This window comes from Aeromonas sp. QDB03, from assembly GCF_027707985.1.
GTDB lineage: Bacteria > Pseudomonadota > Gammaproteobacteria > Enterobacterales > Aeromonadaceae > Aeromonas > Aeromonas hydrophila.
Map to the genome: position 1 here is coordinate 60147 of NZ_JAPCJG010000001.1, position 14953 is coordinate 75099.

The 14953-nt window shown below is 63.5% G+C and carries 15 protein-coding genes; 4 read left to right on the plus strand and 11 right to left on the minus strand.

Annotated elements, in window-relative coordinates:
- Positions 1 to 288: 288 nt before the first annotated feature.
- Together PG900_RS00245 and rnt are read right to left on the minus strand one after the other, a co-directional pair.
- Positions 289 to 1611, minus strand: coding sequence for a Na+/H+ antiporter family protein (locus tag PG900_RS00245; RefSeq protein WP_024944876.1), 1323 nt, complete (start codon positions 1609 to 1611; stop codon positions 289 to 291).
- Between the two features lie 259 nt (positions 1612 to 1870).
- Positions 1871 to 2530 carry a ribonuclease T gene (gene rnt / locus PG900_RS00250; protein ID WP_162901887.1) on the minus strand — a complete coding sequence of 220 codons (660 nt, stop codon included), beginning with the start codon at positions 2528 to 2530 and terminating at the stop codon, positions 1871 to 1873.
- 148 nt (positions 2531 to 2678) lie between these two features.
- Between rnt and PG900_RS00255 the strand changes: the two genes are divergently transcribed.
- Positions 2679 to 4652, plus strand: coding sequence for a methyl-accepting chemotaxis protein (locus PG900_RS00255; RefSeq protein ID WP_118880951.1), 1974 nt, complete (start codon positions 2679 to 2681; stop codon positions 4650 to 4652).
- A 68-nt stretch (positions 4653 to 4720) separates the two neighbouring features.
- Positions 4721 to 5596 carry a flagellar protein MotY gene (locus tag PG900_RS00260; RefSeq protein WP_024944879.1) on the plus strand — a complete coding sequence of 292 codons (876 nt, stop codon included), beginning with the start codon at positions 4721 to 4723 and terminating at the stop codon, positions 5594 to 5596.
- 65 nt (positions 5597 to 5661) lie between these two features.
- On the opposite strand, the gene gloA is transcribed toward PG900_RS00260, so the two are convergent.
- The 8 genes from gloA to rsxA all read right to left on the minus strand — a co-directional run bounded on the left by gloA (position 5662) and on the right by rsxA (position 13097).
- Positions 5662 to 6075: a lactoylglutathione lyase gene (gene gloA, locus PG900_RS00265; RefSeq protein WP_016351107.1), complete on the minus strand. Its 414-nt coding sequence runs from the start codon at positions 6073 to 6075 to the stop codon at positions 5662 to 5664.
- A gap of 132 nt (positions 6076 to 6207) precedes the next feature.
- Positions 6208 to 6849 (minus strand): endonuclease III, encoded by a 642-nt coding sequence (gene nth / locus PG900_RS00270; RefSeq protein ID WP_017408071.1) that lies wholly within the window; start codon positions 6847 to 6849, stop codon positions 6208 to 6210.
- 14 nt (positions 6850 to 6863) lie between these two features.
- On the minus strand, positions 6864 to 7622 hold the full coding sequence (locus tag PG900_RS00275; RefSeq protein ID WP_024944880.1) for an electron transport complex subunit E: 759 nt from the start codon (positions 7620 to 7622) through the stop codon (positions 6864 to 6866).
- Between the two features lie 16 nt (positions 7623 to 7638).
- A complete protein-coding gene (gene rsxG / locus PG900_RS00280) occupies positions 7639 to 8271 on the minus strand; it encodes an electron transport complex subunit RsxG (RefSeq protein WP_264098534.1) in 633 nt (210 codons plus the stop codon).
- Between the two features lie 34 nt (positions 8272 to 8305).
- Positions 8306 to 9358 carry an electron transport complex subunit RsxD gene (gene rsxD / locus PG900_RS00285; protein WP_257688419.1) on the minus strand — a complete coding sequence of 351 codons (1053 nt, stop codon included), beginning with the start codon at positions 9356 to 9358 and terminating at the stop codon, positions 8306 to 8308.
- A gap of 3 nt (positions 9359 to 9361) precedes the next feature.
- On the minus strand, positions 9362 to 11941 hold the full coding sequence (gene rsxC, locus PG900_RS00290; RefSeq protein WP_270830658.1) for an electron transport complex subunit RsxC: 2580 nt from the start codon (positions 11939 to 11941) through the stop codon (positions 9362 to 9364).
- Between the two features lie 6 nt (positions 11942 to 11947).
- The gene (gene rsxB / locus PG900_RS00295; RefSeq protein ID WP_011706450.1) at positions 11948 to 12511 is read right to left on the minus strand and encodes an electron transport complex subunit RsxB; all 564 of its coding nucleotides are present in this window, start codon (positions 12509 to 12511) and stop codon (positions 11948 to 11950) included.
- A gap of 4 nt (positions 12512 to 12515) precedes the next feature.
- On the minus strand, positions 12516 to 13097 hold the full coding sequence (gene rsxA / locus PG900_RS00300) for an electron transport complex subunit RsxA (protein ID WP_005302262.1): 582 nt from the start codon (positions 13095 to 13097) through the stop codon (positions 12516 to 12518).
- 112 nt (positions 13098 to 13209) lie between these two features.
- On the opposite strand from rsxA, the gene PG900_RS00305 reads away from it, so the two are divergent.
- Both PG900_RS00305 and PG900_RS00310 read left to right on the plus strand, forming a co-directional pair.
- Complete coding sequence (locus PG900_RS00305; RefSeq protein ID WP_270830659.1) at positions 13210 to 14106, plus strand: DMT family transporter; 897 nt, start codon at positions 13210 to 13212, stop codon at positions 14104 to 14106.
- Positions 14107 to 14156: 50 nt separating this feature from the next.
- Positions 14157 to 14354 (plus strand): hypothetical protein, encoded by a 198-nt coding sequence (locus tag PG900_RS00310; protein ID WP_270830660.1) that lies wholly within the window; start codon positions 14157 to 14159, stop codon positions 14352 to 14354.
- Between the two features lie 61 nt (positions 14355 to 14415).
- Here the strand turns inward: PG900_RS00310 and PG900_RS23025 are convergent, their stop codons facing one another.
- Positions 14416 to 14949 (minus strand): methyl-accepting chemotaxis protein, encoded by a 534-nt coding sequence (locus tag PG900_RS23025; RefSeq protein ID WP_256821952.1) that lies wholly within the window; start codon positions 14947 to 14949, stop codon positions 14416 to 14418.
- Positions 14950 to 14953: the final 4 nt, after the last annotated feature.

Here is a 14953-nt window from a genome sequence, read left to right on the forward strand (position 1 = left end):
CGCGCTGCATGGGGGGATGTGGACGGGTAAGTTTATGGCACACCGTGGATATCGCAGGTGAGTTGCCTGACATCGTCCTGGTAGTGTGGGGATGGGGCAGGGAAGAGACGGGTAAACGCAGGGTAGCGGGGGGCTGCGAGTCACGTCTGCATAAAAGGGAAGGATGCAGCAGCAAGAGCAGGTTGAGAGGGTCGCCCGGGCTGGTTTGTCCCGGTCTATGCCATCGCGATGAAGGCAGCAAAAAGGCGACCCTGGGGTCGCCTTTTATGTTTATGCATCTTGGGGGGCTTAGAGCACCATGGCGGCAATCCAGCCGAAGATGATGAGTGGGATGTTGTAGTGGATGAAGGTGGGCACCACGCTGTCCCAGATATGGTCGTGCTGGCCGTCGGCGTTGAGGCCCGAGGTGGGGCCCAGGGTCGAGTCGGAGGCGGGAGAGCCCGCATCCCCCAGTGCACCGGCGGTGCCGACCAGAGAGATGGTCGCCAGGGGGGAGAAGCCGAGGTGCAGGCACAGCGGTACATAGATGGTGGCGATGATGGGCACGGTGGAGAAGGAGGAGCCGATCCCCATGGTGATGAGCAGGCCCACCAGCAGCATCAGGAAGGCGGCCAGCCCCTTGTGGCCTGCCATCATGCCGGAGACGGCCTGTACCAGGCTCTCCACCCCATGGGTCTCTTTCATCACGGCGGCGAAGCCGGCGGCGGAGATCATGATGAAGCCGATAAGGGACATCATGCGCACCCCCTGGGTGAAGGCATCCTGGCTCTCGCGGAACTTGATGACGCCGCCACAGGTGAAGATGACGAAGCCGGCCAGTGCCCCCAGCACGATGCTGTTGGTCATCAGCTGCAGTCCCAGCGCCACGGCGATGGCCAGCAGGGCGACCCAGATGTGGTTGAGGTTGAGATCGACCGTCTCCGGCTCGGCGGCCAGGATCTTCTCCAGATCATACTGGCGTGGCTTGCGGTAGCTGAAGAAGACGGCGATCAGCAGGCCGACGAACATGCCCAGCACCGGGATGGCCATGGCCAGCGGCAGCTGGCTGTGCTCGACCGGCACGCCGTTGTCGATCAGGTTCTTGGCCAGGATGTTGTTGAGGAAGATGCCGCCAAAGCCCACCGGCAGCAGCATATAGGTCGCGGTCAGGCCAAAGGTGATGACGCAGGCCACCTGACGGCGGTCGATCTGCATCTGGGCCATGACGTGCAACAGCGGCGGGATCAGGATGGGAATGAAGGCGATATGGACCGGGATCAGGTTCTGGGAAGAGATGGAGACCCCCAGCACCGAGCTGAGCAGCAGGGCCTTGACCCAGAGGATGCGCGAGCTGCTGGCATCCTTGCCGAGTTGGCTGATCACTTTGCGCGCCAGCAGATCCGTGATGCCGGAGCGGGAGATGGCGACTGCGAAGGCCCCCAGCATGGCGTAGGAGAGGGCGATCTCGGCGCCGCCACCCAGGCCACCGCTGAAGGTGCTGAGGGTCTGCTCGAGGGAGAGACCGCCGATCAGGCCGCCGACGATGGCGCCGATGGCGAGAGAGACCACCACATTGATCCGCAGCAGGCTGAGCACCAGCATCAGCGCCACCGCGATAACAACAGGATTCATTTGCTTTCCTTATAGTTTGTGTTGCTGTCTGTCGTGTGAAAGGCAGTTAGTTTGCGAAAAATGTGACAAATGTCGAGTAAAAAATCAGGTGAATGGCCTATCTACAGCATTCCCGGCGGTTCAACCCAGGTGATGAGTCTTGAGAGGTAAAAAACGGTGCTGGATGGGCCTTTTTTCGACATTCTGGTCAAACCAGATGGCTTGCCAAATGGCGCAAGAAAAGAGGCTGCCGTGGCAGCCTCTTGGGAAGGGGGCGTCGTTACTCGCTGGCGTCGTTGGCCACCTCGTCCGGGTGGGCCGGGGGCCAGCCACCCAGGCTCTTCCAGCGGTTGACGATATGACAGAACAGCTCGGTGGTGCGCTCGGTGTCGTAGAGGGCGGAGTGCGCCTCTTTATTGTCAAACGGAATGCGCGCGCTCTGGCACGCCTTGGCCAGCACCGTCTGGCCCAGCGCCAGGCCGGAGAGGGCGGCGGTGTCGAAGGTGGCAAACGGATGGAACGGATTGCGCTTGAGGCCGGCCCGCTCGGCGGCGGCCATGACGAAGCCGTGATCGAAGGTGGCGTTGTGGGCCACTATGATGGCGCGGCCGCAATCCTGCTCCTTCATCCCCTTGCGGATGCCCTTGAAGATCTCGGTCAGCGCCTCTTTCTCGCTGACGGCGCCGCGCAGCGGATTGAAGGGGTCGATGCCGGTGAACTCCAGCGCCGCTTTTTCCAGATTGGCCCCTTCAAACGGCTCGACATGAAAATGGAAGATCTGGTCGGGCACGAGCCAGCCCTGCTCGTCCATCTTGAGGGTATAGGCGGCGATTTCCAGCAAGGCGTCGGTTCTGGCATTGAACCCGGCGGTTTCAACATCGATGACGACGGGGTAAAAGCCACGAAAACGGCCCTTGAGGGTGTGAACAGCGTCGGTCATGGTATCTCGGTCGGCGTGAAATGAGGCGGTATTATGGCAAAAAAGCCGGCCTTTGTCCCTCATCGGCCGCCATCGGCACGGTGGCCGATTCTATTATCGACACGCGGGCTTATAATTGACCACTTCAACAATGGAATGGGGAGCAACGATGAAGAAGCTGGGATTGGCGCACAAGATGTTGCTGGTGGTCTGCCTGCCACTGCTGGCCTTGCTGTTCTTCTCCGGTCGATACGTCTATGAGCGTTATCGGGTCGAGCAGGAGATGAGTCAGGCTCAGGCCGCACTGGCGGTGGTACGGGAAGCAGCGCAGCTGGCCCACGAGCTGCAAAAGGAGCGTGGCATGTCGGCCGGCTTCCTGGGTTCCGGTGGCAACAAGTTTCGCGATGCCCTGCCGGTGCAGCGCAAGCAGGTCGATACCCTGCTGCAGCGCTTTCGTGAGGATCCCGCCCTGCTGGCGCTCAAAGAGGTGCAGCAGGAGCTGGCCGGGCTCACCGCCATGCGCGAGCGGGTCAGTGCGCTGGGGGTCGAGGTGGCGGAGCAGGTCAGCTTCTATACCCGGATGATCACCCAGTTGCTGGCGGTGGTGGATCAGATCAGCATCAATAGCCGGGATGCCACCATAGCGCTGCAGACCAATGCCTATGCCGCCTTCCTGCAGAGCAAGGAGCGGATGGGGTTGGAGCGGGCAACCTTAAGCAACGTGTTCGGCCGCGACAGCTTCACGCCGGTGCTGTTGCAGCAGTTCATCTCCCTGTTGGCGGCCCAGAATACCTATCTCGAGCGTTTCCAGGCGGTGGCGAGCCCCTCCCAGCGCCAGCTGCTGGCCGACAGCCTGGCCTCGCCGGTGGTGAGCAAGGTGGCCGCCATGGAGAAGCTGGCGCTGGACAAGGCGGCCAGCGGCGGCTTCGGGGTGGATGCCGAGGCCTGGTTTGCCTTGAGCACCGACAAGATCAGCCTGCTCAAGGAGAGCGAAGACCGCCTCTATCAGCAGTTGTCCGAGCGGGTGGATCAGATGCGGGCGAAGAGTGCCAGCGACTTCTGGTGGGCTGCCACCGGGGTTCTGCTGTGCGTGCTGCTCACCAGCTTCGTCTGCTGGCGGGTGGTGCGAGATCTGCACCTGGGCTTCATGGCCCTGCACCATACCTTCAAGCGGCTGGTGCAGGAGAACGATCTGACGGTGCGGGTCAACTGGCACTCCGGTGATGAGCTGGGTGCGCTGTCGCGGGATCTGAACCACTTCCTCGAACATCTGGAGGGGCTGATGCTGGCGGTGCGCCGCTCCTGCGAGGTGCTGGCCCGCAGTGCCGCCGCCTCGGCCAACGTCATTGCCGAAGTCAACGCCGGGGTGGCCAAGGGGTTTGGCCAGGTGGATCTGGTGGCGACGGCCGCCACCGAGATGGCCTCGACGGTGGCCGAGATCGCGCGCAACGCGACTCAGACCTCGCTGGCGACCCAACAGGCCATCGGCCGGGCCCGGCAGGGTGACAAAGAGGTGGATCAGACCATCGATGCCATCCAGCAGGTCGCGGGTACCTTGAGTGATACCCAGCAGCTGGTGGACAGCCTGCATCAGGACACCGAATCGGTGGGCGAGGCGCTCAACCTCATCAAACAGATCTCGGATCGCACCAACCTGCTGGCCCTCAACGCCGCCATCGAGGCGGCTCGCGCCGGCGAATCCGGCCGCGGTTTTGCGGTGGTGGCGGAAGAGGTGCGGGCGCTGGCGTCGCGCACCCAGCAGGCCGCCGACGACATAGAGCGGATGCTGGTGCGGCTGCGACAGGGGGCCAATCAGGCGGTGACCGCCATGCACCTGGGGACTGAGCAGGCGGGGCTGAGCGTGACCGAGGCCAAGCGGGCGGGCAGCGAGCTGACCGACATCGTCAACGAGGTGCGCAAGGTGAGCGACATGACCGCTCAGGTGGCCACCGCCACCGAGGAGCAGCGCTATGTCACCGACGACATTCAGCACAACGTGATGACCATTCGCGAGGTGTACGAGGCGCATCGCCAGCACTCGGAAACCCTGCAGCAAAACAGCGCCGAGCTGGATCAGCTGGCGCGGGAGCTGGCGGGGCGTATCGCTCGCTTCAAACTGATGGACGCCGCCTCGACCCACTGATCGGTTTGCCCTAAAGCTTGTCCTGCCCCTGCCGATATCTAACCTGAGATCGTGTGGAGGGCAGGCAGTTGAACGCTTGGATGTTGGGGTTGGTCAGCATATCCGTGAGTATGCAGTTACAGGCGGGAGTCACCGAATTCGGTGCCGGCCTGGATCAATCCGTCTGGCGCTTGACCTCCGACACCCAGGTGGAGTGCCGGCTCGAGCACCCCATCCCCAACTGGGGAACGGGGGCATTCGTCAGCCGCGCCGGTCGCAAGATCAACCTGGATTTCGAGCTCAAGGGGCTGCGCCAGCAGGCCCAGACCCAGACGGTCAGCCTGGGCATCATGCCGCCGGTCTGGCGCCCCGGCATCGCCGGGCGGGAAGTGAGCCAACTGCGCTTTTACCAGCAGTTTGACGGGCTGGTGGAGGGACAGACCGCCTGGACCATGCTGGACGAGCTGGAAGGGGGTCGCATGCCGACCTTCCAGTACCGCGACTGGTATCGGCAGAATCGACCGGTGCGGGTCTCGCTCTCCTCGGTCAACTTCCGGGTCAAGTATCAGGCCTTCGTGGATTGCCTCAATGGCCTGCTGCCCTACAGTTTCAACGACATCGCCTTCAGCGTGCTCACCTATGACAAGAACAGTGACGAGCTGTCGCTGGCCTCCAAGCGGCGGCTGGCGATGATCGGCGAGTATGTGAAGGTGGACAAGAGCATCGACGTGGTGGTGATCGACGCCTACAGCGACAGTTATGGCGGCCGCTGGCCGAACCAGAAGCTCTCCGAGAAACGGGCCGATGCCATCAAGAAGGTGTTTGTGGATCTGGGCATCGAACCCGGCAAGATTTCGGTGGAGGGGCACGGCGAGAAGCAGCACGTCGCCTCCAACGAAACCGAAGATGGTCGTGCCAAGAACCGGCGGGTGGTGATCAACATGGGCCGTAACGGCGCCATCTGAGGAAAACGAATCCATAAAAAAGAGCGCCTTGGCGCTCTTTTGGTTTTTCTGGGGATCAGGCTAGTTTAGACGCTGTCGCCGAGGCCGCTGCCAGCATCCTTCTTGGCGATCAGCTCAATCTTGTAACCGTCCGGATCTTCCACGAAGGCGATGACGGTGGTGCCGCCCTTGACCGGGCCCGGCTCGCGGGTGATCTTGGCGCCGGCGGCGCGCAGCGCCTCGCAGGTGGCATAGATGTCGTCCGCTTCCAGCGCGATGTGACCGTAGGCCGAGCCCAGCTCGTACTCGCTGACACCCCAGTTGTAGGTGAGCTCGATCACCGCTTCATCTTTCTCGTCACCGTAGCCGACGAAGGCCAGGGTGTACTTGTATTCGCTGTTCTCGCTCTTGCGCAGCAGTTTCATCCCCAGCACTCGGGTATAGAAGTCGATGGAGCGTTGCAGATCGCCGACGCGCAACATGGTATGCAGGATTCTCATTGCTCAATTCTCCGGGTAGTGGTTCTTGTGGTATTGGTGCCGCTCAGGGTGGCGGATACCGGCGCTTGGCTCAAGCCCGTGCTCGCCAGGAGCGGCGCCATGGCTGCGCCGCATGCGAGCCGGCAGCCGTGTTCAGCTCTCCGGGTAGACCTTCTCCTTGTACTCGCACAAGTCCTCTATGATACAGGAACCGCAGCGCGGTTTGCGAGCCAGACAGGTGTAGCGCCCGTGCAGGATCAGCCAGTGGTGCACGTCCAGCTTGAACTCGGCGGGGACTACCTTGAGCAGCTTCTCCTCCACCTGATCGACGTTCTTGCCCACCGCAAAGCCGGTACGGTTGGAAACCCGGAAGATATGGGTATCGACGGCGATGGTGGGCCAGCCGAAGGCGGTGTTTAGCACCACGTTGGCGGTCTTGCGGCCGACCCCGGGCAGGGCTTCGAGGGCCTCGCGGTTCTCCGGCACCTCGCCACCGTGACGCTCCAGCAGGATGGCGCAGGTCTTGATGACGTTCTCGGCCTTGGTGTTGAACAGGCCAATGGTCTTGATGTACTCCTTGACCCCGTCCACCCCCAGTTCCAGCATGGCCTGGGGGGTGTTGGCCACCGGGTAGAGCTTGTCGGTGGCCTTGTTGACGCTGACATCGGTGGCCTGGGCCGACAGCAGCACGGCGATTAGCAGCTCGAACGGCGTCTTGAAGTTGAGCTCGGTGGTGGGGTGGGGGTTGTCGTCCCGCAGTCGCTCCAGTATCTGCCTACGTTTCTGATTGTTCATGGCTCTCTCTTGGCTCAGAGCTGGGTCGCGCGGGCACCCGCGGCCGGCACGCTGCAGTGGGCCTTCTCGGCGCTCTGCTTGCGACCCATCCAGTCGTTGATGGCGTTCTTGCCGGCGATCATCAGACCGAGGCCGATGAAGCCGCCAGGGGGCAGGATTGCCAGCAGCAGGCTGGCATCGGCGTGGAACAGCTCGATGCGCAATGACTTGGCCCACTCTCCCAGCAGCAGGTCGGCACCGTCGAACAAAGTGCCCATGCCGATGATCTCGCGCAGCCCACCCAGCACCAGCAGCACCAGAGTAAAGCCCAGCCCCATCATGAAGCCGTCGAGGGCCGCCAGCAGCGGCGGGTTCTTGGATGCATAGGCCTCGGCCCGGCCGATGATGACACAGTTGGTGACGATGAGGGCGATGAAGATGCCGAGCGCCTGATAGAGGCCGTAGGTGTAGGCGTTCATCAGCAACTGCACGCTGGTCACCAGCGCCGCGATGATCATCACGTAGACCGGGATGCGGATATCCTTGGGCACCAGGTTGCGCACCAGCGAGATGGCGAGGTTGGAACTGACCAGCACCGCCATGGTGGCAAGGCCGAGCCCCAGCGCATTGGTGAAGGTGGAGGAGACCGCCAGGGTGGGGCAGAGGCCCAGCACCTGTACCAGGGAGGGGTTGTTCTTCCACAGCCCCTGCAGCATCAGCTCCTTGAGCTCTTCGCGGCGGCCATTGCTCTCGCTGAGCGGGCTCTGCCCGTCAATCACATCGACTTGTTCCATAGCTTGTGCTCCGGCGTTAGGGGGTGGCGTCACAGGCGGGGGCGTCGCGCAGCAACTCTGGGTGCTCCTGTTGCAGCAGCAACAGGTTCTTCACCGCCTTGACCACCGCCCGGGGGGTGATGGTGGCGCCGGTGAAGGCGTCGAACTCGCCGCCGTCTTTCTTCACGGCCCAGCTGGCCTCGTTGTCGTGGCTGAGAAACTTGCCGACGAAGCTGTTGATCCAGTCCGACTTCTTCAGCTCGATCTTGTCGCCAAGGCCGGGGGTTTCCTTGTGGGCCAACACCCGCACCGCGCTCACGGCGCCCTTGGCATCGGTGCCCACGATGAGGCGAATGGCCCCACTGTAGCCGTCGGGGGCGACGGTTTCCAGCGCGTAACCGGTGATTTCGCCCTGCTTGGTGGCGGTGTAGAGCGGCATGGCTTGATCGCTGCCCAGATAGCGTCGGCTCTGCACCCGCTTGCAGCTGGCGACCAGATCGTTGTCATAGCTCCCCTCCGGCAGCAGGGCTGAGAGGGTGCGCAGCTTCTCCAGCTGCTGCTGATGGGCGATCCGCCCCTGGGTCAGCTCGTTGGTCAGCACCACCACGGCGGTGCAGGCGAGGGCAAACAGGGCGAGAGTGACGCCGTTTTTGCGCATGCTCTTTAACATTGCATCATTCCTGAGGGTGAGGTGTGCGCGAGGGTCATTTGCGACGGGCTCCGTAGACTTTCGGGCGGGTCAGGCTGTCGATCAGCGGTACGCACAGGTTGGCCAGCAGCACGGCAAAGGCGAAGGCATCCGGGTAGCCGCCAAAGCGGCGGATGACATAGACCAGCACGCCGATGAGCACGCCATAGACCAGGCGGCCGCGCGGGGTGGTACTGGCACTCACCGGATCGGTGGCGATGAAGAAGGCCCCCAGCATGGTGGCGCCGCTGAACAGGTGGAACATGGGGGTGGCGGTGGCATCCGGGGTGATCAGATAACCCAGGGTGGCCGCCAGCAGCAAGGAACCGAGGATAGCCCCCGGAATGCGCCAGTTGATCACCTTCTGCTGCAGCAGGAACAGGCCGCCCAGCAGGTAGCCGAGATTGACCCAGCTCCAGCCGATACCGCCCCAGCCTTCGAAGACGGTGTGGGTCATCACCTCGCCAGCGGTGAGGCCCTGAGTCAGCCCGGTTTTCAGGGTGTCGAGCGGCGTGGCCATGGTCAACCCATCCACCCCCTGCTTGAGCTGCGCCATGCTGTAACCGTCGAGGCTGAAGCCGGTGAAGATCACCGAGGCCGCATCGCCAAAGCCGATGTCATAGGCGGCGATGCTGGAGGGCGGCAGCCAGCTGGTCATCTGTACCGGGAAGGAGACCAGCAGCAGCACATAGGCCACCATGGCGGGGTTGAACAGGTTTTGACCCAGCCCGCCGTAGAGGTGCTTGGCGATGATGATGGCAAACGCCGTGCCCAGCACCAGCATCCACCAGGGCAGCAGCGGCGGCAGGGAGAGACCAATCAGCACGGCGGTCAGGGCCGCGCTGCCATCCAGCAGGGCCGGTTTGACGGGGCGTCCGCGCAGGCGCAGCACCAGCGCCTCCGAGGCCAGCGCCGTGACCAGCGCCAGCAGGATCTGGATCAGGGTGCCCCAGCCAAAGAACCAGCTCTGCGCCAGAAAACCGGGCAGGCAGGCCAGGATCACCAGCAACATCAGGGTTTGGGTCTGTTTGCGGTTGTGGGCAAACGGCGCACTCGCGATATTGAACATGGATCAGTGGCTCTTGTCGGTCGATGGAGAAGGAGAGGCCTGGGCTGCTGCCTCGGCCGCCAGTTTGCGGGCCTTGGCACGGGCCACGGCGGCGGCAATGGCCGCTTTCTTGGGATCCGCATCGGCGGCTGGCTGCGACGCATCGGCAGCCGGTGCCGCCACTGTGGTCACCTCGGGTTTGGCAGTGGCCTCCTCGTCATGCACCTCTGCGGGCTTGGCAACGGCCTCCTCACCTTGCGCCTGAGCGGCCTTCTTGGCCTTGGCACGGGCGATGGCGGCAGCAATGGCGGCCTTCTTGGGATCTGCGTCGGCAGCTGAGTCAGGCTGCGGCGCTGTTGCAGGGACGGCCACGGCGGCCTCTTCACCTTCGGTCACGGCTGCGTCCCCTTGTGCCTGAGCAGCCTTCTTGGCCTTGGCGCGGGCGATGGCAGCAGCGATGGCCGCCTTCTTGGGATCCGCGTCGGCGGCTGAGTCAGGCTGCGGCGCTGTTGCAGGGGCTGCCACGGCAGCCTCTTCACTTTCGACCACGGCTGCGTCCCCTTGCGCCTGAGCGGCCTTCTTGGCCTTGGCACGGGCGATGGCGGCAGCGATGGCCGCCTTCTTGGGATCCGCATCGGCAGCGGGGTCAGGCTGCGGCGCCGTTGCAGGGGCTGCCACGGCGGCCTCTTCACCTTCGGTCACGGCTGCGTCCCCTTGCGCCTGCGCGGCCTTCTTGGCCTTGGCACGGGCGATGGCGGCAGCAATGGCTGCCTTCTTGGGATCCGTGTCGGCAGCTGAGTCAGGCTGCGGCGCAGCAGCAGGGCTATCCACAGCCGCTGCTTCGCTTGGCTCCTGAGCCGCTTTTTTGGCCTTGGCACGCGCCAGTGCCGCCGCAATCGCCGCTTTCTTGGCATCCTGCCCATCCGCTGCCGGTGCATTGGGTTGGGCAGAACCGGGCTCGCCGGCGGCCGCCTTGGCGGCGCGGCGGGCGATGGCCTCCTGCTTGCGCGCCTCGCGGGCGGCAATCATGGCGCTGTTGTCCGGTGCGAGTTCGCTGGCACCAACGGGTGCTGCGTCCTGCTTGGCCTTGATGCGGGCCAGTGCCGCGGCTACCGGATCTTCTCCGCCGGCCGCCGTCATGGCCTGGCGACGCTGGGCGGCAGCCTCGGCATGGCGGGCTTCGCGGGCGGCTTTTTCCCGCTCGAAGCGGGCCTGCTTGGCCTCGAAGCGCTGCTTGGCGCGTTCGGCCTTCTCGGCCTCGGCACGCGCCTCGCGGATGTCATCCTTGGCAATCTTGTAGTACTGCACCAGCGGGATCTCGCTCGGGCAGACCCAGGCACAGGCGCCGCACTCGATGCAGTCGAACAGGTTGAGCCCCTCGGCCTTGTCGTACTCCTTGGCCCGGCTGTACCAGTAGAGCTCTTGGGGCAACAGGTTGGCCGGACAGGCGTCGGCACAGGCGCTGCAGCGAATGCAGGCCTGCTCCGGGCCGGGCGGCGGCAGCTCGGCCCGGGTGGGGGAGAGCAGGCAGTTGGTGGCCTTGACCACCGGCACCATGGCATGGGGCAGGGTGAAGCCCATCATGGGGCCGCCCATGATCACTCGCTGATCCGCCTCGGGCTGCAGCTCGAAACGCTGCAGCAGCCAGCGCACCGGGGTGCCCAGCAGTACCCAGGCGTTGCCCGGTTTCTTGAAGGCGTCGCCGGTGAGGGTGACGATGCGGGAGATGAGCGGCTCGCCGTCGATGATGGCGCGCTTGATGGCAAACACAGTGGCCACGTTGAGCACCATGATGCCCATGTCCACGGCGCGGCCCCCCTTGGGAACCTGGCGGCCGGTGAGCAGCTCGATGGTCTGCTTGGCGCCGCCAGAGGGATACTTGGTGGGCACTGTCTTGACCAGTACGTCTTCGTCTGTGGCATGACGAGTCAGCTCACCGATGGCGGCCGGCTTGTTGTCTTCCACTCCGATCAGGGTCAGCTTGGGCTTGAGCAGGTGCTTGAGCACCCGGATGCCGTCCATGATCTCGTCGGCATACTCCTGCATCAGCCGGTCATCGGTGGTGATGTAGGGCTCGCACTCCAGCCCGTTGACGATCAGGATCTCGGTCAGCTGACCGCGGCCATCGAGCTTGCTGTGGGTCGGGAACACGGCGCCGCCGAGACCCGCGATGCCGGCCTGCTGGATGCGTTCGAGCAGCTCGCCCCGCTCCAGATTCCAGTAGTCGCTGCGGCCCTGACGCTCGCCCCAGGCATCTTCGCCATCCGGGGTGAGGGTGATGCAGAGATCGTCGAGACCGGAGGGGTGGGCCACCGTGTGGTGACCGATGGCGGTGATGGTGCCGGAGGTGGAGGCGTGCACCGGCACGAAACGCCCCTTGTCATGGCGAGTGAGCGGCTGGCCTTTCTTGACCTTGTCGCCGACCCGCACCAGCAGGTCGCCGGCCGGGCCCGCGTGCTGGCGTACCGGGATGATGAGCTGGGGCGGCAGACCGGCGTCCACCACCGGGGTGAGACTGGATTGGTCTTTGTTCTCGGGAGGGTGAATGCCGCCGTGAAAATCCCACAGAGTGCCGGCTTTGATGCGTTCGAGTAAGGACTGCATGGTTACTTATTCCACTATCTTGACCGGAATGGCGACGTTGGCCAGATCCCACTTCCAGTTGTCGACCGTGGTCGGCACCGGGATCATTTCGATACAGTCGGTCGGGCAGGGATCGACACAGAGATCGCAGCCGGTGCACTCGTCTGCAATGACGGTGTGCATCGCCTTGGTGGCGCCGACGATGGCATCGACCGGACAGGCCTGGATGCACTTGGTGCAGCCGATGCATTGATCTTCATGAATGAAGGCGACTTTCTTGATGGGGGCGGCGGCCTCGGCGCCGCCAAGCGGCTGGGGTTCGACCCCCATCAGGTCTGCGATCTTGCGCATGGTGGCATCGCCACCTGGCACGCACTTGTTGATCTGGTCGCCATTGGCCAGCGCCTCGGCGTAGGGCTTGCAGCCCGGGTAGCCGCACTGGCCGCACTGGGTTTGCGGCAGCAGGGCGTCGAGCTGATCGACGATGGGGTCGGCTTCCACATGAAATTTGACGGCGGCAAAGCCCAGGATGATGCCGAAGGCCAGAGCCAGCAGAGCCAACACCAGAACGGCAAAGAGTATGTGAGTCATAGCGCTATATCTTGATGAGGCCGGTAAAGCCCATAAAGGCCAGCGACATCAGGCCGGCGGTGATCATGGCGATGGAGACGCCGCGAAACGGGGTTGGGACGTCGGCGGCCACCAGACGTTCGCGCATGGCGGCAAACAGGATCAGCACCAGCGAGAAACCGGTGGCGGCGCCGAAGCCGTAGATGATGCTCTGGATGAAATTGTGGTGCTCGTTGATGCTGAGCAGGGCTACCCCCAGCACGGCGCAGTTGGTGGTGATGAGCGGCAGGAAGATGCCCAGCAGACGATAGAGGGTGGGGCTGCTTTTGCGGATAACCATCTCGGTAAACTGAACCACGACGGCGATCACAAGAATGAAGGCAAGCGTGCGCAGGTAGGCGATGTTCAGCGGGATCAGGATATAGTGTTCCATCAGATAGGAACAGGCGCTGGCCAGGGTCATCACGAAGGTGGTCGCCAGCCCCATGCCGATGGCGGTTTCCAGCTTGCCGGAGACGCCCATGAAGGGGCACAGGCCGAGGAATTTCACCAGCACGAAGTTGTTAATCAGCACAGTGCCGACCAATAAAAGCAGGTACTCAGTCATTGCAGGTTGGTTATCCGGTGTGAAGGCGGCGGTATTATCTGATTTTAGGTGCCTTTTAACAACCGCAAGGCCGCATGGTTATTATTCAAATGGCCAATTTCATGGAGGAAACGTGCGCCCTTTACCCATTTTTACCCTGACCCTGGCGATGCTGCTCTGGTCCAGCTCCTTCATCGCGCTCAAGCACGTGCTGGGGGTCTGGGGTTTCGGTCAGGTGCTGTTCATGCGCATGAGCGTGGCGGCGCTCTGCTGGCTGTGCTGCTACCGCTATCTCGGCAATTTTCGCTATCAGAAAGGGGACTGGCGCTGGCTGGCGTTGATGGGGGCGCTGGAGCCTTGTCTCTATTTCCTGCTGGAGGTCAACGCCCTGCGCTACACCAGTGCCGGCCAGGCCGGCATGGTCTGTGCCCTGTTGCCGCTCATCGTGGCGCTGGTGGCCTTCGTGCTGATCCGCGAGCGGGTTAGCCGCCGCCAGTTGCTCGGCTTTGCCATCGCCATCTTCGGCATCGCGCTGCTCGGTTTTGGCAGCGGGACGGATGAATTTGCCCCCAATGCCCTGCTTGGCAACAGCCTGGAGATGGCGGCCATGTTCTGCGCCGCCACCTACTCGGTGGTGTTCAAGAAGCTCTGCAGCCGCTACAGCGTGTTGACCCTGACCGCGTTGCAGGCCTTCGTCGGCACCCTCTTCTTCGCCCCCTTTGCCTTTGGCGAACCCTGGCCGACGGCCTGGGTCTGGCAGGACATGGCGGTCATCGTCTTTCTCGGTGCCTGCGTGACCCTGGGGGCCTACCTGCTCTACAACTGGTCGGTGACCCAGGTGAAGGTGACGCTGGCGGCGGCCTACGTCAATCTCATCCCGGTGTTCACTCTGCTGCTGGCCTATCTGCTGCTGGGAGAAACCCTCAACGCCTTGCAATGGGTGGCCTGTGGCGCCGTGCTGCTGGGGATCGCGGTGGGGCAACTGCCGGCCAGGCGTGTGCGGATGCCGGCGGCCACCACAGGCCTGTGATGGCCGCAAATTGACTACAGTCAGAGCAGGTAGCAGCGAGGAGCGGGATCATGAGTGACATGAGGTTACTGGCGCAGGCGCGACTGCTGCTTGGCCACCATCCCTTCACCCTGGCCGATGCACAGGCACTGGAGGCGCTGGAAGAGGAAGCGGTGGGCGAGGAGGGGCTCTGCATCGCCGAGCTGTGGGAGAGTGCCCTGCTGCAGGCCGATGAGGAGGCCAGGCACTATCTGTCGGGGCTGGATTGACCTTTGATCGGAAGATAAAAAACACGGGGCCTGGCCCCGTGTGTTGTGATGGCGAGGTGTTCTAGATGGAGAGGCCTTTGACGGTGTCCGACACCGAGTTGGCGTCCTCGATGATCTCCTGAATGACACCGGCGATGATGTCGGCCTGGGCCTGGCCCGCCATCGCCTTGTCCGACACCACCGAGACGGTCTGGGTGATCCTCGAGGTGATGTCGGAGTTGAGTCGGATGACGGAGACTATCTCGCCGGTGGAGGTGGAGGTTCTGGCCGCTAGCTGGCGCACTTCATCGGCCACCACCGCAAACCCGCGGCCCTGCTCGCCGGCGCGGGCCGCCTCGATGGCGGCGTTGAGCGCCAGCAGATTGGTCTGATCCGCGATGCTGCTGATGGTCGAGATGATGGACTCTATGCTTCTGGATTGCTGGTTGAGGTTCTCTATCTGCCGGCTGACTTCACTGACCGAGCTGTTGATGTGGGCCGAGGTTTCCAGCACCTTGTCGATCACCTCCCGTCCCCTGGCGGCGCTCAGCACCGTCTCTCCGGCGATGGCGCAGGCCTTCTGGGCCGCTTCGCGCACCGAGATGGACTTCTCCACCCGC

Bases quoted from the DNA above. Each gene is read 5' to 3' on its own strand.
- PG900_RS00275 (WP_024944880.1), bottom strand. From the start codon at position 7,622: ATGGAACAAGTCGATGTGATTGACGGGCAGAGCCCGCTCAGCGAGAGC.
- PG900_RS00255 (WP_118880951.1), top strand. From the start codon at position 2,679: ATGAAGAAGCTGGGATTGGCGCACAAGATGTTGCTGGTGGTCTGCCTG.
- PG900_RS00245 (WP_024944876.1), bottom strand. From the start codon at position 1,611: ATGAATCCTGTTGTTATCGCGGTGGCGCTGATGCTGGTGCTCAGCCTG.
- nth (WP_017408071.1), bottom strand. From the start codon at position 6,849: ATGAACAATCAGAAACGTAGGCAGATACTGGAGCGACTGCGGGACGAC.
- gloA (WP_016351107.1), bottom strand. From the start codon at position 6,075: ATGAGAATCCTGCATACCATGTTGCGCGTCGGCGATCTGCAACGCTCC.
- rsxA (WP_005302262.1), bottom strand. From the start codon at position 13,097: ATGACTGAGTACCTGCTTTTATTGGTCGGCACTGTGCTGATTAACAAC.
- rsxB (WP_011706450.1), bottom strand. From the start codon at position 12,511: ATGACTCACATACTCTTTGCCGTTCTGGTGTTGGCTCTGCTGGCTCTG.
- rsxC (WP_270830658.1), bottom strand. From the start codon at position 11,941: ATGCAGTCCTTACTCGAACGCATCAAAGCCGGCACTCTGTGGGATTTT.
- rsxD (WP_257688419.1), bottom strand. From the start codon at position 9,358: ATGTTCAATATCGCGAGTGCGCCGTTTGCCCACAACCGCAAACAGACC.
- rsxG (WP_264098534.1), bottom strand. From the start codon at position 8,271: ATGTTAAAGAGCATGCGCAAAAACGGCGTCACTCTCGCCCTGTTTGCC.
- rnt (WP_162901887.1), bottom strand. From the start codon at position 2,530: ATGACCGACGCTGTTCACACCCTCAAGGGCCGTTTTCGTGGCTTTTAC.
- PG900_RS00310 (WP_270830660.1), top strand. From the start codon at position 14,157: ATGAGTGACATGAGGTTACTGGCGCAGGCGCGACTGCTGCTTGGCCAC.